This is a genomic window from Streptomyces catenulae, assembly GCF_000718015.1.
In the GTDB taxonomy this organism is placed as follows: domain Bacteria; phylum Actinomycetota; class Actinomycetes; order Streptomycetales; family Streptomycetaceae; genus Streptomyces; species Streptomyces catenulae.
In genome coordinates, this window is record NZ_JODY01000009.1 from 53,784 (window position 1) to 76,802 (window position 23,019).

The 23,019-nt window shown below is 72.5% G+C and carries 18 protein-coding genes and 1 pseudogene; 10 read left to right on the plus strand and 9 right to left on the minus strand.

Annotated features, from left to right (window positions below):
* The first annotated feature begins 55 nt into the window (after positions 1–55).
* A complete protein-coding gene (locus tag IF23_RS0110995; RefSeq protein WP_030282389.1) occupies positions 56–892 on the plus strand; it encodes an EamA family transporter in 837 nt (278 codons plus the stop codon).
* A gap of 77 nt (positions 893–969) precedes the next feature.
* The gene (locus IF23_RS0111000) at positions 970–1,683 is read left to right on the plus strand and encodes a B3/B4 domain-containing protein (protein WP_030282390.1); all 714 of its coding nucleotides are present in this window, start codon (positions 970–972) and stop codon (positions 1,681–1,683) included.
* Positions 1,684–1,687: 4 nt separating this feature from the next.
* On the opposite strand, the gene IF23_RS0111005 is transcribed toward IF23_RS0111000, so the two are convergent.
* Positions 1,688–2,653: an AraC family transcriptional regulator gene (locus IF23_RS0111005; RefSeq protein WP_037677911.1), complete on the minus strand. Its 966-nt coding sequence runs from the start codon at positions 2,651–2,653 to the stop codon at positions 1,688–1,690.
* A gap of 81 nt (positions 2,654–2,734) precedes the next feature.
* Here IF23_RS0111005 and IF23_RS0111010 point away from each other — a divergent pair, with 81 nt between their 5' ends.
* The gene (locus IF23_RS0111010) at positions 2,735–3,187 is read left to right on the plus strand and encodes a pyridoxamine 5'-phosphate oxidase family protein (protein ID WP_030282393.1); all 453 of its coding nucleotides are present in this window, start codon (positions 2,735–2,737) and stop codon (positions 3,185–3,187) included.
* A 57-nt stretch (positions 3,188–3,244) separates the two neighbouring features.
* Here IF23_RS0111010 and IF23_RS0111015 read toward each other — a convergent pair whose 3' ends face one another.
* The 7 genes from IF23_RS0111015 to IF23_RS34865 all read right to left on the minus strand — a co-directional run bounded on the left by IF23_RS0111015 (position 3,245) and on the right by IF23_RS34865 (position 11,119).
* Positions 3,245–4,177 (minus strand): phospholipase D-like domain-containing protein, encoded by a 933-nt coding sequence (locus IF23_RS0111015; protein ID WP_078653911.1) that lies wholly within the window; start codon positions 4,175–4,177, stop codon positions 3,245–3,247.
* A 389-nt stretch (positions 4,178–4,566) separates the two neighbouring features.
* A complete protein-coding gene (locus IF23_RS0111020) occupies positions 4,567–5,490 on the minus strand; it encodes an RNA polymerase sigma-70 factor (RefSeq protein ID WP_030282397.1) in 924 nt (307 codons plus the stop codon).
* A 40-nt stretch (positions 5,491–5,530) separates the two neighbouring features.
* Positions 5,531–6,004 (minus strand): carboxymuconolactone decarboxylase family protein, encoded by a 474-nt coding sequence (locus IF23_RS0111025; RefSeq protein WP_030282399.1) that lies wholly within the window; start codon positions 6,002–6,004, stop codon positions 5,531–5,533.
* A gap of 137 nt (positions 6,005–6,141) precedes the next feature.
* Positions 6,142–7,311, minus strand: coding sequence for a M20 family metallopeptidase (locus IF23_RS0111030; RefSeq protein ID WP_030282401.1), 1,170 nt, complete (start codon positions 7,309–7,311; stop codon positions 6,142–6,144).
* Positions 7,308–8,741 (minus strand): MFS transporter, encoded by a 1,434-nt coding sequence (locus IF23_RS0111035; protein WP_078653912.1) that lies wholly within the window; start codon positions 8,739–8,741, stop codon positions 7,308–7,310. Before IF23_RS0111035 ends, IF23_RS0111030 begins: the two co-directional genes overlap by 4 nt.
* A 42-nt stretch (positions 8,742–8,783) precedes the next feature.
* A complete protein-coding gene (locus IF23_RS0111040; RefSeq protein ID WP_051739484.1) occupies positions 8,784–9,356 on the minus strand; it encodes a TetR/AcrR family transcriptional regulator in 573 nt (190 codons plus the stop codon).
* A 236-nt stretch (positions 9,357–9,592) separates the two neighbouring features.
* Positions 9,593–11,119, minus strand: coding sequence for an RICIN domain-containing protein (locus tag IF23_RS34865; RefSeq protein ID WP_157848000.1), 1,527 nt, complete (start codon positions 11,117–11,119; stop codon positions 9,593–9,595).
* A gap of 291 nt (positions 11,120–11,410) precedes the next feature.
* Here IF23_RS34865 and IF23_RS0111050 point away from each other — a divergent pair, with 291 nt between their 5' ends.
* Genes IF23_RS0111050 through IF23_RS35505 form a run of 7 tightly spaced genes read left to right on the plus strand, consistent with a single transcriptional unit; the run spans position 11,411 to position 20,142 of the window.
* Positions 11,411–11,710, plus strand: a complete 300-nt coding sequence (locus IF23_RS0111050) for a WXG100 family type VII secretion target (RefSeq protein WP_030282407.1) — start codon at positions 11,411–11,413, stop codon at positions 11,708–11,710.
* Between the two features lie 35 nt (positions 11,711–11,745).
* Complete coding sequence (locus tag IF23_RS0111055) at positions 11,746–16,143, plus strand: FtsK/SpoIIIE domain-containing protein (protein ID WP_030282409.1); 4,398 nt, start codon at positions 11,746–11,748, stop codon at positions 16,141–16,143.
* On the plus strand, positions 16,143–16,424 hold the full coding sequence (locus tag IF23_RS0111060) for a hypothetical protein (protein WP_030282411.1): 282 nt from the start codon (positions 16,143–16,145) through the stop codon (positions 16,422–16,424). The genes IF23_RS0111055 and IF23_RS0111060 overlap by 1 nt, the downstream gene beginning before the upstream one ends.
* Before the next feature lie 9 nt (positions 16,425–16,433).
* On the plus strand, positions 16,434–17,852 hold the full coding sequence (locus tag IF23_RS0111065; protein ID WP_030282413.1) for a hypothetical protein: 1,419 nt from the start codon (positions 16,434–16,436) through the stop codon (positions 17,850–17,852).
* A gap of 16 nt (positions 17,853–17,868) precedes the next feature.
* The gene (locus IF23_RS0111070) at positions 17,869–18,600 is read left to right on the plus strand and encodes a hypothetical protein (RefSeq protein WP_030282415.1); all 732 of its coding nucleotides are present in this window, start codon (positions 17,869–17,871) and stop codon (positions 18,598–18,600) included.
* Complete coding sequence (locus IF23_RS33980; protein WP_030282416.1) at positions 18,597–19,292, plus strand: hypothetical protein; 696 nt, start codon at positions 18,597–18,599, stop codon at positions 19,290–19,292. The genes IF23_RS0111070 and IF23_RS33980 overlap by 4 nt, the downstream gene beginning before the upstream one ends.
* 46 nt (positions 19,293–19,338) lie before the next feature.
* Positions 19,339–20,142: a LuxR C-terminal-related transcriptional regulator gene (locus IF23_RS35505; protein ID WP_030282417.1), complete on the plus strand. Its 804-nt coding sequence runs from the start codon at positions 19,339–19,341 to the stop codon at positions 20,140–20,142.
* A gap of 26 nt (positions 20,143–20,168) precedes the next feature.
* On the opposite strand, the pseudogene IF23_RS0111085 reads toward IF23_RS35505, so the two are convergent.
* Positions 20,169–22,928: pseudogene (locus IF23_RS0111085) on the minus strand (AfsR/SARP family transcriptional regulator); the annotation flags it as partial.
* Between the last annotated feature and the right edge of the window lie 91 nt (positions 22,929–23,019).

Consider the following 23,019-nt stretch of genomic DNA (forward strand, 5'->3'; position numbering starts at 1 on the left):
GCGGTCGTTTGGTTGTACGGTGCGGTCGTTCCGCTGTAATAGTAAGGGAAGTGCCGTGATCGCTCTGCTGCTGGCCCTGGGCAGCTCCCTCGCCTACGGATGCGCCGACTTCCTCGGTGGTCTCGGCGCCCGCAAGGCCCATGTGCTGCGCACCGTGATGATCGCGGCGCCCGCCAGCCTCACCGTCGAACTGCTGCTGTGGCCGCTCCTCGGCGCCTCCTTCAGCCCCGGCGCCCTCGCCTGGGGCACCGCCTCCGGGCTCGCCTCCGCCGTGGTCTTCGCCCTGCTCTACCGGACCCTGGCGATGGGCCCGATGAACGTGCTGTCGCCGGTGACCGCCCTGGTCTCCGCCGCGCTGCCGGTCGCGGTGGGCCTGCTCCAGGGCGAACACCTGGGCACCGCGGCACTGGTCGGCCTGCCCCTCGCGCTGCTCGCGGTCGTGCTGGTCAGCGCCGGGCACGGCGCCGGACCGGCCCGCCCCTCCCGGACCGCGCTGCTGCTCGCCCTCGGCGCGGGCGGCGCCATCGCCCTCCAACTGGTCTTCCTGCACCAGGCACCGTCCGACAGCGGCGTCGCCCCGCTGATCGTCGGCCGCGCGGTCTCCTCCGCCGTCACCCTCACCGCGGCGGGACTGCTGCGCCACCGGCTCGGTACGGAACGCCCCGCCTACGCGATATCGGCGACCGCGGGCGCGCTCGACTCACTGGCCAACCTGCTCTTCCTCCTCGCCGCCCGCAGCGGCGACCTCGCCGTCGTCGCCGTCATCACCGCCCTCTACCCGGCCGGAACGGTCCTGCTGGCCCGCGGGGTGCTCGCCGAACGCATCCACCGCGGCCAACTCGTCGGTCTGGGCACCGCCGCCGTCGCCGTCGGACTCCTCGCCCTGACCTGACCCACCGCCGCGACCGGCCGCCGCCCACCCCGCACCCGCCCTCCGGCACGTACCGCCGCCCCTGGAAGGACCCGTCCATGACCGTCATCCGCCTCGCCCCCGCCGTCGGCGACGCCTTCCCCGACACCTTCCTCGCCCTGGTCACCGCCGCCGGACTGCGCGGCCGGACGCCCTGGCCCGGCACCACCGCCGCGCTCGCGGAGCTGGAGCGGCGCTGCGCCGAGGGCAGTTGGCGGCCCGCCGACGAGAGCGACCCCCGGATCGAGGCATGGCACACCGCCTACCGCGCCTTCGGCACCAATCCGCGCCGTATCCGCCCCAGCGTCGACGCGCTCGGCCGCCGCCTCGCCAAGAAGGGCGCGCTGCCGCGCATCAACCCGGCGGTCGACACGTACAACGCCGTCTCCGTCCGCCACGCCCTGCCCGCGGGCGCCTTCGACCTGGCGCGGGTCGACGGGGACATCGACATCCGGTACGCGGACGGCACCGAGCGCTTCACCCCGCTCGGCGCCCCGGAAACCGTCGAGCACCCGGGCGCCGGGGAGGTCGTCTACACCGACGCCACCGGTGTGCTCACCCGCCACTGGAACCACCGCGACGCCCACCGCACCCGCGTCACCGAGGACTCCACGGATGTCCTCTTCGTCCTCGAAACCGTCCGCGGCGACCGCGACGGCCACCTCGTCGAGACCGCCGCCGGGGAGCTGGCCGAACTGCTCGCCCCGCACGCCGACCGGACCGCCGTGCACCACCTCGACCCGTCCCGGCCGCAGGCCGCCGTCGGGCGCTGACCGGTCACCCGCGGGCGGCGGGCCCGCCCGCCGGGGCGCCGGTGGCGGCGCGCCGGAACGCGCTCGGGCTGGTGCCCCGGACGCGTTTGAACGCCGCGCTGAACCCGAACGGATCGGCGTACCCCACACTGCGGGCGACCTCCGCGAGGGTCGCCGACTCCCGCTCGACCAGCAGGTCCGCCGCGAGCGCCATCCGCCACCGGGTGAGATAGGTCAGCGGCGGTTCACCGGCCAGCTCGGTGAACCGCTTGGCCAGCGTGGCGCGCGAGACCCCCACCCGCCCGGCCAGCGCCCCGACCGTCCACGGCGCCGCCGGTTCGGTGTGCAGCAGACGCAGTGCCGCACCCACCACCGGGTCCCGCTGCGCCGACCACCAGGCCGGGGGCTCGCCGCCGGGCCGGTCGAACCAGGCGCGCAGCGTGCAGACCAGCATCCAGTCCAACAGCCGGTCCAGCACCACCTGCTGGCCCGGCGCATCGACGGCGAGCGCGGCGGCGATGTGGTCCAGCAGCCCGGAATCGCCCTCCTCGGCGGGCACCCGCAGCACGGTGGGGAGCGCCGCCAGCAGCCGCTGTCCGGTCTCGCCGCGCAGCGGATGGGCCCCGACGAGCAGCGTCGTTTCGCCGTCGCCGGTGGCCGGACCGGGGTCGTACCAGCCGCGCCGGTGGCGGGTGCCGCCCCGTTCGGGCGCCGCGCACCACTCACCGACCGCGACCGGCTCGGCCCGGGTGCCGACCTCGTCGACGAAGGTGAACGTCCCCGGTCCGCGCACCACCACCGTCTCCCGGGCGCGCAGCGGTGTGGGCGGCCCCTCCTCCGGCACGATCCACCCCGCCCCGCCGAGCAGGGTGCACACGGTCAGCGGCGCCCCGTCCGCGAAGTGCAGCGCCCAGGGCGGGGTGAGCGTCGCGCTGCCGAACAGCGAGCCGTGGGCCCGTACCCCGCGGATCAGATCATCGAACACGTCCACCCCGCCGAGGCTAGACGCACGGACAGGCGCCCCGGCTTCCGGCCTATGGGATCGCCCCCGCCGGGCCGCTTCAATCGACGTATGAGCAACGCCAGTTCACCGCACGCACCGCACGCCTCCCTGACCGACGACGACCTCGCACTGCTCCGCCGCCCGCTGCACGGCATCCTCTCCGTCGCCGCGGGCCCGCTGCCGCCGCAGCCCCGACCGGTGTGGTTCGAGGCCACCGCCGAGGGCACGCTCCAACTCTTCACCGGGGCGGAGACCCTCAAGGTGCGCCGGTTGCGCCGCGATCCCCGCGCCTCGCTCCTCGTCGCCGCCCCGGCGGGGGAGCGCGAGCGCTGGGTGGCGGTCACCGGACGGACCACCATCGAGACCGACGGCGCCCACGACCTCGCCGCCCGTCTGGCCGCCCGCTACTGGGGCCACGACGCCCCGGCCCGGGCGGCCGAGACCGCCGCCGCGCAGACGGCGGAGCCGGATCTGGTACGCGTCGTGCTCCATCCGGAGCGCGTCCGCCGCTACCGGATGTGACCCCGCGTCCGGCCTGCCCGCCACGGGGGAGCGGGCGGGCCGGTACGCGGCCGGGTGTCAGGCCCTGCCGGAGCCCTTGTGGAAGTCGGCGGTGAACGCCTTCTCGATACCGCCGACGATCGCGGAATCGCTCACGATGATGCCGAGTTCCCGGTTGTGGTGGAGGGAATTGGCGGAGAAGTTCTCCGACCCGGCGAATACCTTCGCACCGGAGGCGCCGTGGTCGACGACGATCGCCTTGGCGTGAATGTAGTAGCCGGTGGAGCTGGTGTACGTGACGACCTTTCCGCCCGCCGCGGTGACCTTCTTCAGCTGCTTGCTGTACTTCGACGACTGGTTCTCCGCGACGACCCGGACGGTGACACCGCGCTTCGCGTCCGCGACGAGCGCGTTGACGAGAGTGGTGTCACCGAATTCCTCCTCCTGGACGTCCAGGCTGTGCTTGGCGCTCTTGATCAGCGTCAGCAGATGGCTCTGCGAGTCGGTCGGCGACCAGACCAGATCGGTGCCATCGGAGGGGGTGACCGCTTTCTTCGCGAAGTCGGCGGCGAAGACCTTCTCGATGGCCCTCACATCGGCCGCGTCACGGTCGAAGACGCCGTAGTCGCGGGAGGTCGGATAGTACTTGGTGTCGAAGTTGCCGGTGCTGATGTACGAGGTGGCGCCATCGACGGTGATCGTCTTCTGGTGGGTGTAGACGTACTTCGAGGACGAGTACGTCACCCCGGCACCGGCGGCGGAGAGCTTCTTGTAGGCGGCGCCGTCGATGGCCGAGTGCTGCGAGTCGAAGACCACCCGCACCTTCACCCCCGCCTTCTCCTTCCGCACCAGGTCCTTGACGAGCGTGGTGTCACGCAGTTCGTAGATCGTCACGTCGACCGATTTCCGGGCCGAGTTGACGAAGGAGTAGATCGCGGATTCCTTCTGGTCCGGCAGGATCACCAGGGAATGGACCCCGGCGGCGTGGGCGGCGGGAACGAGGGAACTCACCGCGCTCAGGGCACCTGCGACGAGAGTGGTTGTGAGACTGCGGAGGGGAATCACCGGAACTCCTCACATGGCCGGACGGCACGCAATGCGCGTAGCGGGTCCAGTAAGGCACGGTGCCCCGAGGCGCTGAAGCCCGGTTCGGTGAACAACGAGGCAGGATTGGGCAAAAGCAGCACAAGAACTTATCCGGAGTCAATTGTCGCTAAAAAATGGCGCGTTGTGGCTCCGGTTCCACTGTGCGGCGGCGTAATTCCGTTCGAATGGTTCGGGGGGTGTGGGATTTCCGGGATTCCGGTTCCCGGCCGGACGGAATTCCGTATCTGTGCCGCACGTGACGCGAGAGGCGCGGGCACCGGCCGCCCGGACGCGGTGCGGCCGGTGCTACCCCGTCAGCTCCGCCGCCGACGGGCCTGCCGGATCTCCCGGTCGACGCTCCAGGCGTCCGCGACCGGCCCCAGATGGCCGAGCTTGTCGGGGTTGAGCACCCCGCGGACCGTCCGGATCCGCCCGTCGAGGATGTCGAGGACCAGCGTGTGGAGCACCTTGCCGTCCGCGGTACGGAAGACCGCGCCCGGGTGGCCGTTGATCCGCTGCGGGGTCAGCACCACGCCGACCTGCCGCATCCAGGGGAAGACCGAGCCGAGCAGCCGGGCCACCTTCTCCGCGCCGACCACCGCACGGGCGAACTGCGGTGCCTTGCCGCCGCCGTCGCCGACCATCGTGACATCCGCGGCCAGCAACTCCTGGAGCCCGTCGACATCACCCTCGTGGAGCGCCGCGAAGAACCGGGACGCCAACTCCTCCCGCTCCGCCCGCGCCGCCGCGAACCGCGGCCGCCCGGCCGCCATGTGCCGCCGCGCCCGGACCAGCAGCTGACGGCAGGCCGCCGGGGAGCGCTCCACCGCCTCGGCGACCTCGTCGTAACCGAAGCCGAACACCTCCCGCATCACGAACACCGCCCGCTCCAACGGGCTGAGCCGCTCCAGCAGCAGAAGCGCCGCCATCGACAGCGAATCGGCCAACTCCGCCGCGCGCTCCGGATCCTGGTACGGATCGTCGAGCAGCGGCTCGGGGAACCACGGGCCCACGTACCGCTCCCGCCGCACCCGCGCCGACCGCAGCACATCGATGGCGACCCGCGTCACCGCCGCCGACAGATACGCCTTGACCGACACCGGCCGGACCGCCGCGCCGTCGAAGCGCAGCCAGGTCTCCTGCACCGCGTCCTCCGCCTCCCCGACGCTGCCCAGAATGCGGTACGCCAGCGAGAACAGCAGCGGCCGCAGCTCCTCGAACTCCTCGACCTTGCGCACACCGATCCTTCCCCTCGACTTCCCGGTGGTCCGGCGCGGTTCAGCGGAACCGGGCCGGGACGTGGTCTCCGGCCGGCTGCCGGGTGAGGACGTTCAGCCGGTTCACCATGTTCATGAAGGAGATAAGGAGGACGAGGGCCATGAGGTGCTCCTCGTCGTGGTGGGCGGCGGCCCGGGCCCAGACCGCGTCGCCGACACCGGTGGCCGCGTCCGCGACCCGGGTGCCCTCCTCCGCCAGCTCCAGCGCGGCGCGCTCCGCCTCGGTGAAGACCGTGGCCTCCCGCCACGCCGCCACCAGATGCAGCCGCACCGCGCTCTCCCCGGCGGCCGCCGCCTCCTTGGTGTGCAGGTCGACACAGACCGCGCAGCCGTTGATCTGGCTCACCCGCAGCGCGATCAGCTCCCGCAGCCCGGCGGGCAGCGGCCCCTCCCGGAGCGTCCGGCCCACGGCCATCAGCTGCCGGAAGACCTCCGGGGCGTCCGCGCCGGTGGTGAAGGTCAGCCGTGCGTCCATGTGTGCTCCTCCGTACTCGTCCGTGGATACACCCCTGGGACGAGACGGCCGGGCCCCCTGTGACACCGGCGGATGTGACCCGCGTCTCCCCGCCGGAGGGCGGGCGCCACCCGCGCGGGCGGGCGGCGCCACCGGCCCTACGCGCTCCGCTCCCGCACCCCCGCCAGCAACCGCTCCCGCAGCGCCGGACGGGCCCCGCACTCCACCCCCGTCCAGGCCATCGCGACGGCGCCGTCCAGGACCGCGCGGTCGGCGCCGGGGGAGGTCCCGGCGGCGGCGAACTCCGCCGTGTGCTGGCGGGCGCCCCCGGTGTCGTAGCCGAGCATCGGATGGATGGCCGGGACGAGACGGGAGACGTTGCCCATGTCGGTGGAGGCGGTCCGGCCGGGCGCCCGGTCGACGGTGCGGCCCAACTCCTCCGCCGCCGCGGCGTACACCGCGGACAGCTCCCCGTCCTGGCGGAGTTCGGCGAAGTCGTGCCCGTGCGGGGTGAGCGTCAGCTCGGCGCCGGTGGCCACCGCGCCCGCCTCGAAGCAGGCACGGACCCGCCGCCGGATGTCGTGCAGCCGCTCCAGCGAGTCGGCGCGGATCTCGTAACGGGCGGCGGTCCGCGCCGGGATGACGTTGGCCGCCTGCCCGCCGTCGGTGACGATGCCGTGCACCACCGCGTCCCGGGGCAGTTGCTGGCGCAGCAGACCGAGCGAGGTCTGGGCGACGGTCAGCGCGTCCAGCGCGTTGACGCCCTCCCAGGGCGCGGCCGCGGCGTGCGCGGGACGGCCGGTGTAGGCGATGTCCCAGGCACAGATGGCCAGGGAGCCGCCGTCGACCTGGTCCTTCTCGTCGGCGTGCGCCATCATCGCCGCGCCCACACCGTCGAAGACCCCCGCCTCGATCAGATACGCCTTCCCGCCGCGGTCCTCCTCGGCGGGGGTGCCGATCAGCCGGACGGTGAGCCCGAGCTCGTCGGCGACCGCGCCCAGCGCCAGCGCCGCGCCGGTGGCGGACGCCCCGTTGACGTTGTGGCCGCAGGCGTGGCCCAGCCCCGGCAGCGCGTCGTACTCCGCGCAGTAGGCGATCACCAGATCGCCGCTGCCGATCCGCGCGTCGAAGGCGGTCGGCAACCCGCCGACCCCGCGCTCCACCGCGAACCCGGCCCGCTCCGCCAGCGCGGTGATCGCCGCGGCCGACCGGTGCTCCTCGAACGCCACCTCCGGCTCGGCGTGCAGCCGGTGGCTCAACCCGACCAGCTCGCCGCGCAGTTCACGGGCGCGCTCCGCCACCCGGCGGCGCAGTTCGGTCGTCGTCATCGTCGTACCCCTTCTCGTGTCCGTTCGGTGCGCAGCCCGGTCGCCGCCACCGCCGCCACCGCGCCCACCAGCGCGCAGACCGCCCAGGCGACGGTGTAGCCGCCGCCCGCCACCCGCCCGCCGGTGCCCGCATGGGCGCTCAGCACCGCGCTCACCAGCGCGGCGCCCACGGCCCCGCCCAGCGAGAGGACCAGTTCGTTGACGCCCGCCGCGGTGGCCGTCTCGGAGACCGGTACGGCCTCCACCGCCAGCGCCCGGGTGGCCGACTGGAAGATGCCCATGGCCACCCCGGTCAGCGCCGACAGCACCAGATACGCCGCCAACGTCCCGTGGACGAGCGCCAGCCCGCCGAACCCGGCCAGCGCGGCCAGGCCACCGATCGCCACCGTCGTACGGTCGCCGAGCAGCCGCAGCGCCCGCGGGGTCAGCAGCGAGGCGGCCACCCCGGTCGCCGCCTGCGGCAGCATCGCGAAGCCGATCGCCATCGAACCCAGCCCGAAGCCGTACCCGGCGGTCCGCGGATCGGCGCCCAGGAAGGTGGAGTTGGCGCCCAGCGTGCCGATGGTGACGAAGGAGAGGCAGAAGGTCACCACGGATGCCAGAGCCACCCGCCGGTTGCGGAACATCCGGACGTCCACCACCGGCCGCGCGGCCCGCAGCTCCGCGAACGGCCAGCTCGCCGCGGCCAGTACGCCGACCCCGGCGCTCACCAGCGTCGCCGGTGCGCCCCAGCCCCATACCGGGCCCTGGGAGAGCGCCAGCGTGATCCCGACCAGCCCCAGCGCCAGCAGCGCGAACGGCTGGAGCGGGAAGCCCTGCCCGGCGGGTGCCGACCGCTCGGCCGGGATCAGCAGACAGGCCACCAGCCCCAGCGCGGCCACGGCGACGCCGGTCCACAGTCCGAGCACCGGACTGACCGCGGCCATCGCCCCCGCCGCCACCCCGGCCAGCCCGATGGCCGCCAGCAACACGCCGACCAGGATGCCGATGCCGCGCCGGGCGCCCTCGTCGCCGGTCCGGTCCCGCAGGATGCCGATCATCAGCGGCATGAAGCCGACCACGCTGCCCTGGAGCAGGGCGCCCACCGCGATGCCGATCAGCGACGGCCACACCGCCATCAGCAGCGAACCGGTCGCCAGCATCGCCACGGACAGCCGCAGGATCCGGCGGTAGCCGTGGTTGTCGCCCAGCCGGGAGAGCAGCGGGGTGAAGACCGTCATGCCGACCTGCTGGACCACGTAGATCCAGGAGAGCTGGACGGTGCCGATCCCGTGCTGGGCGCCGACCGCGGGGAGCACGGGGTAGAGGTACTGCTGGGTGAAGCCGCTGACGGTCTCGACGACGGCCATGGAGGCGAGCATCGACCCGACCCCCAGCCGTATCTGACGATCCGTCAGATCTGTGGGTGGAGCGGTGGTGATTTCGGGCATGGCGGCTCTCCTGGGAGCTGTTGGGAGGGGTGGCGGCCCGGCTCAGCGGCGCAGCCGGGGCACCCCGCCGCGCAGCGCCAGGTCCACCAGCTCATCGGCCTGGGTGGCCAGGAAGACGTCCGAGCGCATCTGGCTGCGGAACTGGACGACCCCCGACCAGCCGTCGAGCAGCAGGTCCACATCGGTGTCGGCGGGCAGGTCGCCGCGGACCATCGCCCGCTGGACGGTGGCCCGGGCGTCCTGGCGGCGCGGTGCGAGCACCTCGCGACGGAAGCGCTCCATCACCGCCGGTTCGCCCATGTTCGCCCAGAGGGCGGGCAGGACGAGCGTGCCCTCGCCCTGGGCGTCGCGGAGGATCAGTCCGAAAAGATGGCGCAGTTCGGCCCGGCTGTCGCCGAGCTCGGGCACGGTGTCCATCCGCGCGTCCCGGATGAGGAGTTCGCCCACCAGCGCGGCCTTGTTCGGCCACCGGTGGTAGATGGTCTTCCGCGTCACCCCGGCCCGCTTCGCGACCATGTCGACGGTCAGCTCCAGGTAGCCCAGCTCCGACAGCAGCTCGGCCACGGCGTCCAACACCTTGCGCTGCACGCCGCCCGACGCGTTCTCCTTGCCCATGGCGGATCAACTTAGAGACGCCCGCCGGGCGCGTCAATGGTTTGAGGTAAACAACGTGTTCCCGAGAGTGGTACGAGAAAAGCCGTGCCCACCAGGCACTGGCCAGCGGAGGGGAACAGTGTGTTTACTTACGGGGTGGCTGTCCCGCTCCCGTCCGGAGACGACGAAGGCCCCCGGCGCTGCCGGGGGCCTTCGGTGGGGCGTGCTGCCCGTACGGGGATCCGCTCCCCGCTCCGTCACTTGCGCTGGAAGACCTCGCTGCCGTCCTTGGTGCACGGCTGCAGCTGGACGCCGCCGTTGCCGCCCGGCTTGACGCACTTGTCGGCCTGCCCGGCGTACAGGGTGCCGTCACGCAGGGAGAACTGCTGCGCCGGGTTCCCGCTGCAGTTGGCGATCTGCACGGTCGTACCGGCCTCGGTGGCGCCGCCCGCGGCGTCCATGCACAGGCCCTTGGTGCGGATGGTGCCGTCCTTGGCGATGTCCCACTGCTGGTTGGCGAGACCGTCGCAGGGCGCGAGGGCCAGCGGCGTACCGTCGCTGCCCGCGGCGCCGCTCAGGCACTTCTTCGTACCGGCGTGCAGCAGCGGCGCCCCCGGGGCGCTCGGGTCGCCGCCCGGCGGCGGGCCCTGGGACTCCGGCGGAGCGGGCTGGTCGGGGGTGGCGCCGCCCGTCGCGGGCGAGGTGGGCCCGGTGGTGGCGGAGGGCGCCGGGTGGTCCGCCGCCGGGGAGTCCGTCGAGGGCCGGGTGAAGAAGAAGACCAGCCCCGCCGCCACGACACAGGCGGCGGCCACCACCGACGCCACGACGATGTTCCGGCGGCGATTGGACGACGGCTTGTCCGCCGGTACCCCGGGGACGGGACGCGCCGACGGCGCCGTGACCGACCGGGGCGCCGGGGCGACCGTGACGTCCTTGACGTCGTCCGCGAGCGGCGGGGTGTCCAGCGCCGGGTTCAGCGGATGGTGCACCGGCTCGGCCAGCAGCCCGGTGTCGATCAGCCCCCGCGAATCGACGGTGAACCGCCAGCGCGGACGGTCACCACGGCCCAGGACCACCACCGACCACGGGGTCCGCGGATGGTCCGCCAGATAGTGGACGCGCTCCCGGTCCCGCCCGCCCGGCATGCTCGCCAGGATCAGCACACCGCCGGACGGCTGGGACAGCGCGGCCCCCGCCTCCTCCAGGCTCTGCACCTCGGTCGTCCCGGCCGGATCCGCGGTACCGGGCTTGAACCCGACCCGGACCACCTGGACACCCCGCGACCACGGATTGGTGGTCAGCTCCCGCGTCCAGTCCTGGACGAGCGCGCGGGCACGCCGACTGTCGCCCTCCAGGGCGATGATCCCACCGGCGTTGGCGAGGTTGAGCAGCGCGAAGCCGTCGCTGTTGCTGCCGATGGAGACCAGATGCGGGTACGGCTCCCGCACCGACTCCGCGACCTCCGCGGTCTGCACCCACCGCAACTGGGCGTACCAGGCACGGGCGTCGGGGTCGGCGGTCCAGCCCGCGGGGGGCCGCCCGTCGGGGGTCTTGAGGAGGAACCGCACGCTGTCCGCGCCCACGACGACCGCATGGACCAGCGGTACTTCACGGTTCTCCCGGGCGCAGGCGGTCGCCAGCACCCGCATCACGCGGTCGACCGTCCACAGGCCGTGATCGGCGCGCAGGCCCCCCGCCAGAGGTTCGGTCTTCCGCTTGCCGAACAACCGGGTCAGCCAGTTGCCCTGGCGTCCTCGATCGGCGGGTCGGTTGGGCTGTGTCACCTTCAACTCCTCGACTGGGGCCTGCCGGACGGCGAGAGGGTTTCGCGCGGGTGCGCGGCAGGGGAGGCTCCGCGCGGGGTTCGCAGGCGTGGAAGGAACGGTGGCGCGCCGCGCGTGGGGGTGTCAACGCGGGGTGGGGGGTGAGCTTGGGTCCTTGGGCCCATCGCGGCCCGGCAGTTGTGGACCCTCGCGCCGGTCCGTTCCTAGCATCGAGCGCGTCCGTGCCGGGGAGTACCGGCGAGTGCCGATGTGCCGCAAGACGGCCCGGCGACAGCAGAAGGGATGTCTCTCATGGCGAACATGAACGTGACGTACGGCGAGATGCAGGACAGCGCAACCCGTATGCGCAACAACAAGTCCGACATCGACGCCAAGCTCAGCGAGTGCAAGAGCATCGTCGACAACCTGACCGCCAGCGGCTTCGTCACCGACCAGGCCTCCGGCAAGTTCGAAGAGGTGCACACCGAGTTCGTCACCTCGGCGAACACGGCGATGGAGACCCTCGACCAGCTTTCCCAGTGGCTCGACAAGGCGGTCACCGCGATGCAGGACATGGACACCCAGCTGTCCGGCTCGCTGAACAAGAAGTAACGCGAGAAGCCGGTCGGCAGCGAGAGGGAGCGGCCATGCCCATGATGATCACCATCGCCCGGGAACCGGACGTGTCGGCCGATCTGGTCGTGGACGCGGATCCCGGCACCGTCCTGCGCGAGGTCGTCCGCAAACTGCTGGCCAGCGTAGGGGTGGCCGGGCAGCCGGGCAGCGCCCAACTGCCCGAGGTCTACCTCGACGGGCAGCTGCTCGACCTCGACCGGTCCCTCTCGCAGAGCGGTATCCACGACGGCAGCGTCCTGTGGCTGGACCGGCCCGGCAAGGGCACCAGGAAGCGGGCCGGACTGGTCACCGTCCGGGCGGTGGCGGGCACGGGAGCGGGCCAGGTCTGGCACCTGGACGCCGGTGAGCACGTGATCGGCTCCCGTGGCCGCGTCCGGCTGGGACGCGGCCAACCGGCCCAGGTCGCCGTCATCCAGGTCTTCCTGGACGCGACGGTCCACCTCACCGCCTCCACCGCCGACTGCCTGCTGGACCGCGTCCCGCTGTCCGGCGAGGAGGTCCGCTGGGAGCCCAACGCGCAACTGCGCTGCGGGGACACCCTGCTGGAGGTGCAGCCGGTCCGCAGCCCGGACGCCATCGTCGACCCCTCTCCGGACGGCGAGTACCTGGACTACAACCGTCCGCCGCGGCTGCTCCCGCCCACCAAGCGCACCGAATTCCGGCTCCCCGCCGAGCCCAAGGCGCCGACCCCGAACGCCCTGCCGTGGCTCGCCGCGTCCCTGCCCGCCGTCTTCGGCGGTGTGATCGCGATGGTGTCGAGCAACCCGATGTTCCTGCTCATGGCCGGAATGTCCCCGGTCATGATGATCGGCAACTGGATCTCCGGACGGCGCCAGGGCAAGGTCGGCCACCGCCGCAAGATCGCCGAGTTCCAGCAGCAGCGCGCCGAGATCGAGCAGGAGATCGCCGACGCGCTGGAGCACGAGCGGCTGGACCGCCGCGCCGCCAGCCCCGACCCCGGCGAACTCCAGGTCATCGCGACCGGCCCGCACGCCAGGCTCTGGGAACGCCGCCGCGTCGACCCCGACCACCTGCTGGTCCGCGTCGGCATCGCCGACCTCCCCACCCAGGTCCTGGTGGAGGAGGAGGCCGAACGCGGCCGCCACCGCCGCGACCTGCGGGCCGCGCCGGACGTCCCGGTCTCCTTCTCCCTCGCCCACGCGGGCGTCGTCGGCGTCGCCGGACACGAGGAGTGGCCCCGGCAGATGGCCCGCTGGCTCGCCGGTCAGCTGGCCGTGCTGCAGAGCCCCCGCGACATGCAGCTCTACGTCCTGACCGACCCGGCGGGCGAACGGCTGTGGGAGTGGGCGGCCTGGCTGCCGCACACCCGCCCCCTGCTCGGGCAGCAGGCCCTGGCGCTGGTCGGCGCGGACGCCCAGACCCTCAGCCACCGCGTCGCCGAGCTGATCGAGCTGATCAACGTCCGCAAGCAGGTACGGCTCCAGGCCGGTTCGCAGGTCGTCCTGAGCGACCCGGACATCGTCGTCGTCATGGACGGCGCCCGGCGGCTGCGCGCCCTGCCCGGCGTGGTGACCATCCTGCGCGAAGGCCCCGCCGTGGGCGTCTACTGCATCTGCGTGGACGGCGACGAGCGGACCCTGCCCGAGGAGTGCGCCACCGTCGTCGTCGGCGGCGCGGGCCTGCCCGCCAGCCTGCGCCAGCAGCGCGCCGACCAGATCGACAACATCCTCGCCGACGAGGTCGTGGACGGCTGGTACGAGTCCACCGGACGCCACCTCGCCCCGCTGCGGGACGTCAGCAAGAACCAGGGCGAATCCGCGCTCCCGGGCTCCGCACGGCTGCTGGAGACCCTCGGCATGGAGGAGCCCGACGCGGCCTCCGTCGCCGGGGTGTGGCGCGGCGGCGGCCGCAGCACCAAGGCCGTCGTCGGCTACACCCTCGACGGACCGTTCTCCCTCGACCTGGTCAGCCACGGCCCGCACGGCCTCGTCGCGGGCACCACCGGCTCCGGCAAGTCGGAGTTCCTCCAGACGCTGGTGGCGTCCCTGGCCGTCGCCAACCGCCCGGACGCCATGACGTTCGTGCTGATCGACTACAAGGGCGGCGCCGCCTTCAAGGAGTGCGTCCACCTGCCGCACACCGTCGGCCTGGTGACCGACCTCGACCCGCACCTCGTCGAACGCGCCCTGACCTCGCTCGGCGCGGAGCTGACCCACCGGGAGCGCCTCCTCGCCGCCGCCGGGGCCAAGGACCTGGAGGACTACCTCGACTACGCGACCCGCCGACCCGAACTGAAGCCGATCCCGCGGCTGCTCATCGTCATCGACGAGTTCGCCTCCATGGCACGGGAACTGCCGGACTTCGTGACCGGCCTGGTCAACGTCGCCCAGCGGGGCCGCTCCCTCGGCATCCACCTGATCCTGGCCACCCAGCGGCCCTCCGGCGTGGTCTCCTCGGAGATCCGCGCCAACACCAACCTGCGGATCGCGCTGCGGGTGACCGACGCGGGGGAGAGCACCGACGTCATCGACGACGCCGAGGCCGCCAACATCTCCGCCTCGACCCCCGGCCGGGCCTACGCCCGCCTCGGGCACAGCTCGCTCATCCCCTTCCAGACCGGCCGGGTCGGCGGCCGCCGCCCGTCGGCGAACCGGTCCGAGGAGGTCGTCGCCCCCTTCCTCCAGCCGGTCTCCTGGCTGGACCTGGGACTGCCCGCCCCGCAGCGTCCGCGCGTCGCCGGGGAGGCCGAGGAGGCGACCGACCTGTCCGTCCTGGTCAAGTCGGTACGCCAGGCGGGGGAGTTGCTGAACATCCCGCCGCAGCGCCGCCCCTGGCTCCCGCCGCTGCCGCTCTCCCCGGTGGTCGAACTGGCCAAGGAACCGGTCTACGGCTCCGGCAAGGACCCGGTGTTCTCCTGGGCGATCCAGGACCTGCCGACCCAGCAGCTCCAGGAACCGGCGACGGTCGACCTGGCCACCTTCGGCCATCTGCACATCGTCGGCGCCCCGCGCTCCGGCCGCTCCGCCGCGCTGCGCACCTTCGCCGCCGCCGCGGCCGCCGCGTCCAGCGTCACCGACCTCCATCTGTACGGCCTCGACTGCGGCAACGGCGCGCTGCTCTCCCTGAGCCGCCTGCCGCACTGCGGCGCGGTGGTGCAGCGTACGGAGACCGACCGCGCGGTGCGGCTGCTCAAGCGCCTCCACGACGAGGTGCAGCGGCGTCAGCGGCTGCTCGGCGAGTCCGGGTTCGCGGACGTGGCCGAACAGCGGGCGGCCCGGCCCGCCGAGGAGCGGCTGCCGCACATCGTGCTGCTGCTGGACCGCTGGGAGGGCTTCATGGGCACCCTCGGCGAGTACGACGGCGGCACGCTCGCCGAGACGATCCAGACCCTCCACCGCGAGGGCGGCAGCGCGGGCGTGCACCTGGTCATCGCGGGTGACCGGATGCTGCTCAGCGGCCGGATGGCGTCGCTCTGCGAGGACAAGCTCATCCTGCGGCTCTCGGACCGTACGGACGCCAGCCTCGCCGGGCTCAACCCGCGCAAGATCCCCGAGAACCTGCCGCCCGGCCGTGGCTACCGCGCGATCAACGCGGTCGAGACCCAGATCGCCCTGGTCGCCGCCGACCCCTCGGGTCCGGCGCAGGTCGCGGCGGTGCACGCGCTCGCCGACCGGCTGATCGAGCGCGAGGCGGCGGTCCCGAAGTCGGCCCGGCCGAACCGCATCGCGGTGATGCCGACCGAGCTCTCCTTCGACCAGGCATGGGACATGGTCGGTACGCCGGAGCCGATGTGGGCGCTGGTGGGCGTGGCCGGTGACGACCTCGAACCGGTCGGCGCCGACCTCCGCGGCGACCAGCCGACCTTCCTGATCGCCGGACCGTCCCGCTCCGGCCGCAGCACCGCGCTGGGCGTCATGACGGAGTCGCTGCTGCGCGGCGGCACCGAGGTGGTGATCGGCGCGCCGATGAACTCTCCGCTGCGCTCCTTCGCCGGACGGGCCGGGGTCCGCGGCGTCCTCACCGACGAGCAGCCCACCGAGCAGCAGTTCGCCGAACTGCTCGACCCGGGTGAGGGCCCGGTGGTGCTGGTGGTCGACGACGCCGAGGTGTGGCGCGACCTGATCTGCCGTGACTGGCTGAAGGCGTTCGTCCGTAAGGCGTCCGGCAACAACCGTGGCGTGATCATCGGTGGCGATGTCGCCACCGTGGGCGTCGGTTTCGCCGGTTGGCAGTCGGAGATCAAGAAGAACCGCCGCGGTGTCCTCCTGTCGCCGCCCAACCTGGGCGACGGTGACCTGGTGGGGGTCAGGCTCTCCCGAGCCCAGGTGGCCCCGAAGGTCGTGGCGGGCGCGGGCCTGCTGCACCTGGGCAGCGGCACCCTGATGACCACGCAGATTCCGACGGCGGTCCCTCCCACGGCGGCCGCGGACAACCGTAGGGGGCAGTGATGGCAGACCTCGTGGTGAAGGACCTGGGCACCCTGGCCAGCGACCTGAGCGAACTGATCAGCCAGTTCGAGGGGGCGCTCGACTTCCAGAACGACGACAAGGGTCTCTGGGGACAGCTCAACGCCAATCTCTCGATGGGCGACTTCGCCGACAACTGGACCGTCCACCGTGACGACATGGTCAAGAGCATGAAGAAATTCCGCGACAAGGTGTCCGAGCTCGACAAGGCCTTCGCCGACGGTGATCAGCAGTTGCTGGACACGTTCAAGAAGGACAGCTGAGGAGCGCCGATGTCCGTCAGGAAACTCGACTGGTCACCACTGGACCGCAGTTCGGACCCCGTCCGCAACGCCGACCCCGATCGGATCCAGAGCTCGCAGAAGCGCTACGAGTTCATCGCCGACACCATCGACGACGCCGTCGCCAAGCTGGAGAAGGTCGTCACCTCCGGCAGTGACGGCCTGGTGGGCAAGTACGTCGAGGGGCTCAAGGACGACGCCAAGTCGATCAAGGAGAGCCTGGAGAAGGCCGGGGTCCGCTACCGCGACGTCGCGAGCGAGATCAAGAAGTACGAGCCGGATCTGGACCACGCCCTGAAGGAGACCGCGGCGGCGCGCACCGACGCGGAGGAGGCCAAGGGCGACCAGACCAAGGCCAAGGGCATGCCGGACGCCAAGAAGGACGACGACGGAGAGATCTCCGCCGACGAGAAGGCGAAGGGCGACGCCAAGGACAAGGCCACCAAGGGCGCCGACGACAAGATGGCCGCCGCGAAGAAGCGGCTCGACGACGCCGTCAACGCCCTCGACGTCGCCGGTAAGCGCTTCGGCGACGCGGTCAACTGCAAGAAGTACGACGACGGTCTGACCGACTCCACCAAGGACAAGATCGACGCCGTGCTGGCGAAGATCGGTGAGATCTTCGGCTGGATCGGCCTGGTCCTCGGCGTCCTCGCGATCCTGATTCCAGGGGTGAACCTCCTGGTCTTTGCCGGAATCGCGGCGGGTGTGGTCTCACTCGTCGCCAGCTCCGTGCTCTACGCCCACGGCAAGGGCAGCATCCTCGACGTCGTCATGGGCGCCGTCGGCCTCGGTCTCGCCGGGCTCGGCGGTATCGCCTCGCTGGTGACCAAGAGCATCTCCAACACCGCCAAGATCACCACCCTCGGCAAGTGGGGTTTCCGCCCGATCGCCGGGGGCGGCAAGAACATCGAGATGGTCCCGCTCGGGCCGGGCGGGCGTGCGTTGGGGGGCGGCCCCGGTCGGATTCCCAACTTCTCCAGGCCCTTCGGTCCGGGCAACAACTTCTTCAACCCGAACAACGCGGCCGGCAACTGGCGGAACCTGTCGGAGTGGTTCAACAACCCGGCCAGCGACTGGCTGCTGAAGAAGGGCGGCTTCCCCACCCCCGACAAGGGGTTCTGGGGCTCCTTCGGGACCCAGTTCAAGGATGTCGGAAAGTTCTGGGGCAACCTGGGCAAGAACCCGATCACGTTCGGCAAGGACTTCGGCAGCACCATCGCCGGTATCCAGGGCGCGCGCGACCTGGCGAACATCGTGAACGCGGCCGGTCTCGGGAACATCAACAAGCTCTGGTACGTCTGGGGCGGCGTGAACGGCGCCTTCGGCCTCGGCGCGATGATCTACACCGGTGGACGCAACATGCAGTGGATCCCCGACGTCAACCTGCCCGACAACGCGGCGACCTGAGGCGGGGGGAGAGACGATGAGCTCGAAGATCGCGGAACTGACCGACATCCCCTGGCACTGGGAATGGGTGCCCGGCGAGGTGCCGGGCGAGGGGGAGGAAGACCCCTGGGTCCAGCACGTGACGGAACTCTTCGCCGCATGGACGACCGAGGGGCTGGACGCCGCCCGGCAGTCCTGGGCGAAGGAGATCGCGGAAGACTTCCCGCTGTCCGGGGAAGCCGTCGGCCTCGCCATCGCCGCCTGGCTGCGCGAGCGCGCGGCCCAGCTGCCCGCCTGGTCCCGGCTGGCGTGGGGCGCCGCGTTCCTGGAGGAGGGCGCGCCGCGCTGGGCACCCGTCCCGGTCGTCGTGGAGTTCCACCGGCCCGAGGCCGAGGACCCGAACTACCTCCTGGAGCTGATGGGCGCGGGCGGTGCCGAGGGGGACACCCGGCCGCCCACGGTCGAGTACGTGACCACGCTGAGCGGTGACGGGTTCCGGGTCTTCGCCCTGGGACGGACGGACGACGGCGCGGCCTACGGGCGCGTCGGGGCCGCGCTGCGGCTGGACATCCCCCAGGGCGCCGACAGCGGGGATGTCGGCGTGGACGTCCTCCTGTCGACGTTGGTGTTCGACATGGGACTGATGGCCGTGATCGGTCCGGGAGTGGAGCAGTTGATGCAGCAGATCGCCGAGGAGAGCGTGCCGCAGCCCGACGGAAGCCGGGCCCGGCTCGGCTTCCACGCACCGCAGGACGGGGTGCACTCGTGATCGACTTCGAACTGGTCCTGCCCGACGGCTGGGTGCAGATCCCCACCACCACCGAGACGACCAAGCTGCGCCGCCGGGTCGTCGACGAGCTGATCCGGCACCACCTGCCGGACTCGCTGCCGCGGGACAAGGCGGGCCCCTTCCGCCGGATGCTCCGCAAGGAGCTGATCGAGGCGACCGACGAGGCCGCCCGGCAGGGCGCCCGCTCGGTGCTGCTGCCGCTGCGCGAGTTCAACGGCGTCAAGCTGCCCGGGTCGCTGGTGGTCACCGTCATCGAGAGCGGTGAGGAGGACGAGGACGCGGAGGCGCTGCTGGCGTCGATCCTCGCCGACGCGGGGGACTCCGGCAGCTATCTGGAGGTCGGCCAGGCACCGGCGGTCCGCCTGGCCACCGTCGTGGACAGCGCCCGCGCCGGACGCAAGGCGCCGTCCTGGCGGGTCTCGTACTACGTGTCCAACCCGGACGCGCCCGGAGTGTGGGGGCTGCTGACCTACACCGTGCTGACCGACGGTGACCTGGAGGCCGAGCCGGTCCAGGCGGTGATGCTGCTCTTCGACATGATCGTGTCGACGCTGCGCTGGTCGAACCGGATCGACGTCCCCACCGAGGAGGAAGTCCTCACGGAACTGGACGAGTTGACCGCCGAGGAGAAGGCGGCAACACCGGCCGGGCGGCCCGACGCACCCGCATGAGGCAGGTATGAAGAGGACATGAAGTCCGCTCCGGCAAGCTGAGGGAATGAGCGCCGCTGTCACTTCTTCCCTTTCGCAGAACGCCGCCGATCGGATACGCATCGCCATCGTCAGCCCGGACATCCTCGCCCGGATCAAGCAGGTGTTCGCCGACAAGAACCTCGACGTGGACATCGTCCACATGCCCTACGTCGAGGTCGAGGTCCGGCCGGTGGGCGGCGCCCCCACCACCGACCGGCCCGTTCCGGAGGCGGTGCCGGACCGGCGGACGGGCGGCCTCATCCGCCGCGGGCCGCGGGCGGCGCGACGGCTCTGCGCGGAGTACCGGCTGCATGTGGTCGGCCAGAGCGGGGAAACGGGCCCGGCGGCCGAGCCGCCGAGCCACCACGAACCCGACCCGGCGCCCGAGCGGCCGGAGAGCTCGGGCCCCGAGGAATCCTCCCTCTCCCGCCGCCAGCACGAGGTGATGGCCCTTGTCTCCCGCGGCGCGCGCAACGCGGAGATCGCCGAACGGCTCCGCCTCAGCGAGAAGACCGTGAAGAACCATCTCAACCGCATCTTCCGGCAGTTGGGCGCCAACAGCCGGGTCGAGGCGGTGGTGCTGTGGCAGCGCGGGCAACGCGATCAGCGCAGCGGCGCGACACCGCCCAGCGCCGCACAGCGGATCGGTCCCGCCTCCCCCGTGCCGATCGCGTCCAGCGAGTCGAGGAGGCGGGTGACGGCGGTGGCCTCCGCCGTGCCCAGCTCCGCGACCTTCTCCCGCGCCTGGTCGGCCAGATCCGCCGCCGACCACTGGGACCCCTCCGGCCACGGCATCCTCGACAGACCCGCGAGGGCCAACGCCTCGTGACGGCGGGCGCCGTTGGCGGAGCACAGCGAGAGCGCCTCCCGGAAGTACCGCCGGGCCGCCTCGGTGTCCCCGAGCCCGTGCTCCGCCAGGCCCAGGTTGATCAGCAGGTTCGCCTCCAGCAGCGGGTTCCGGGAGAGCCGGGCCGCCTCCAGACCGGGGATGCCGTGCCGCAGTGACTCCTCGAACTCGCCGTGCGCGGCGTGCAGTCCGCACAGGATGTCGAGGCAGCCGGACCGGTGGTACGCCGAGCCGGTCCGGCAGGCCAGCGTCAACGCCCGCTGCGCGTACCGCAGCGCCGTCGGATACGCCCCGTCCTCCCGCAGCGCGGTCGCCAGATTGCCGAGCAGGCTGGTGCGGAGGAGATCGTCGTCGAGTTCGTCGGCGAGCCGCAGCCCGTGTTCCAACTGCTCGACGGCCACGTCGTCCCGCCCCATCCGGGAGTGCGCCACGCCCAGGTGGTTGCGGAGGGCGGCCTCGGCCCTGCGGTTTCCGGTCAGTTCGGCGCTGCGCAGACCGATCCGGAGCGTTTCGGCCCAGTCCTGGGCCTGTCCGGCCGTGGCGAGGTAGTCGAAGAGGAGATAGGCCAGCTGCCAGGCCGCGTCATGGCAGCCGATCCGGTGCGCCGTGCGGACGAGCGGGCCGAGGTTCTCCCACTCCTGCGCGCACCAGGCCACCAGCGCCCGCCGGTCCGCGAACCGCGGCGGCTCGCCGCCCGCGGTGTCCGCCTCGACGGTGAACGGCAGGGGCGGCTCGTCGGGGGTGTGGCGGTGCGACAGGGTCCGCAGGTACCAGTGGAGCGCCCGCTCCAGCGACCGGCGCCGTGAGGCGGCGGACTCACCGCCCCGGCACACCTCCTCCGCGTAGATGCGGGTGAGATCGTGCATCACATAGCGGTCGCCGGAGACCTCCAGCAGATTCTGGGCGGCCAGGCTCCGCAGGGTGTCCGCCGCGGCGCGGGCCGGGGCGTCCAGCAGGGCGGCGGCGGTCTCCGGCCGGATGCTGCCGCCCGGGAAGAGCCCGAGGAGGCGGAAGGCGTGCGCCTCCGCGGCGGGGAGCTTGGTGTACGAGCAGGAGAGCACCCCGCGGACGGAGGCCAGTTCGTCGCCGGGGATCTCCAGGGTGTCCAGCCGCCGCCACACGTCCTCCAGGTCCGCCACCACATCGGCGATCTGCGGCCGTGGGCCCGCGGAGACCTGGTCGGCCACGATCCGCAGGGCCAGCGGCAGATGCCCGCACAGCTCCGCCAGCCGACGGGCCGCCGCGGCCTCCTCGCCGACCCGCGCCCCGCCGATCGCGTCGGAGAGGAGTTCCAGGGACTCCCCGGCGTCGAACGGGGAGAGCGTCACCCGGCGGGCGGAGTAGCGGACCGCGAGGCCGCCGAGCCGGTTGCGGCTGGTGACGAGGGTGAAGGACGGACCGGAGCCGGGCAGCAGGGCGTCCAGCTGATCGGCGGATTCGGCGTTGTCGAGGACGATGAGCAGCCGCTTGTTCCGGACGAGGCTGCGCCACTGCGCGACGCGCGCCTCCTCACCCGCGGGTATCGCCCCGGCACCGAGGGAGGTGAGCAGATGGTGGAGCACATCCGCGGGCGCGCTCGCGGGGCGCTTGGGGTCGAAGCCCCGCAGGTTCACGTAGAGCTGCCCGTCCGGGTAGGCGTCGGCGAGCTGATGGCCGCAGTGCACGGCGAGGGCGGTCTTGCCGACACCGCCGACCCCGACGATCATCGCGATCCGCGGCGCCCCGGGCGACGGTGCGCGCGCCGCGTCCAGCACCTGCCGCATGGAATCGGTGCGCCCCGCCAACCGGCCTACGCTCTGCGGCAGTTGGGCGGGGCGTACGGGTTCGGCTGCGGTCGGCTCCGCTCTGACCGGGGGGCTGCTCAGCAGGGAGGTGTACAGCGTGCGCAGCTCCGCCGTCGGGTCGATCCCCAGCTCGTCGGCGAGGCGTTTGCGCAGGTCGTGGTAGTGGGCGAGGGCGTCGGCGGTGCGGCCGCTCCGGTTGAGCGCCGTCATCAGCAGGGCGCTCAGCCGCTCGTGGTACGGGTTGTCCTGTACGTGCTGTTGCAGTTGGTCGGCGACCTGCTCGGGGCGGTCGAGGGCCAGCAGGGAGTCGGCGCGCTCCAGCAGCAGGCTCAGCCGCAGTTCCGAGACCCGGGCCCGGTGCGCGGCGGCGTGCGGGCCGGGGAGTCCGCTGAGCGGGGAGCCGGGTTGCCAGTGGGCCAGCGCCCGGTCGTAGGCGCCGACCGCCGCGGCCGGGTCCTGCCGCGCCCGGCTGTCGCGGGCCCGCGCCGCCAGCTGTTCGACCACCGTGACATCGAGGCGTGAGGGGTCGAGGCGGAGCGCGTAGCCCTGGCCGGATCCGGTCGGCGGCAGCGGCGGTTCGCCGGAACCGGCCAGGATCCGGCGGAGTCCGGACACATAGGTGTGGAGGCTGCCGACCGCGGTGGCCGGAGGCGACGCGCCCCAGAGGCCGTCGATCAACTCGTCCCGGGAGACCGCCTTTCCGGTGCGCAGCGCGAGGATGGCGAAGGCCGCGCGCTGCTTCGGGGGGCCGAGGAGCAGCTCCCGGTCCCCGGCGTAGGCGCGAAGTGGTCCGAGGGTTTCGACCCTCAGCAACTCGCCACGCGGCATCGACATGGGGCCTCCAACGGATAGTGCTGTGCTCTGTTGTGCGCGCCGCTGTGCGGGCATACCGGAATCGCCGCGTGAGGAAGGGGTCCGGGCACATCCAGTCTCCGGGCTCCTCACCAGGATGTTCAAATTGAAACGAGGAGTGCGCGGGCGCATTCGGGCAGTGGAGACCGCGTGACGGAGCACAGGGGTGCGGGCCTGTCCGGTGGGGCGTGGCGCGCGAGCTGATGATAGATCAGCTGCGCTG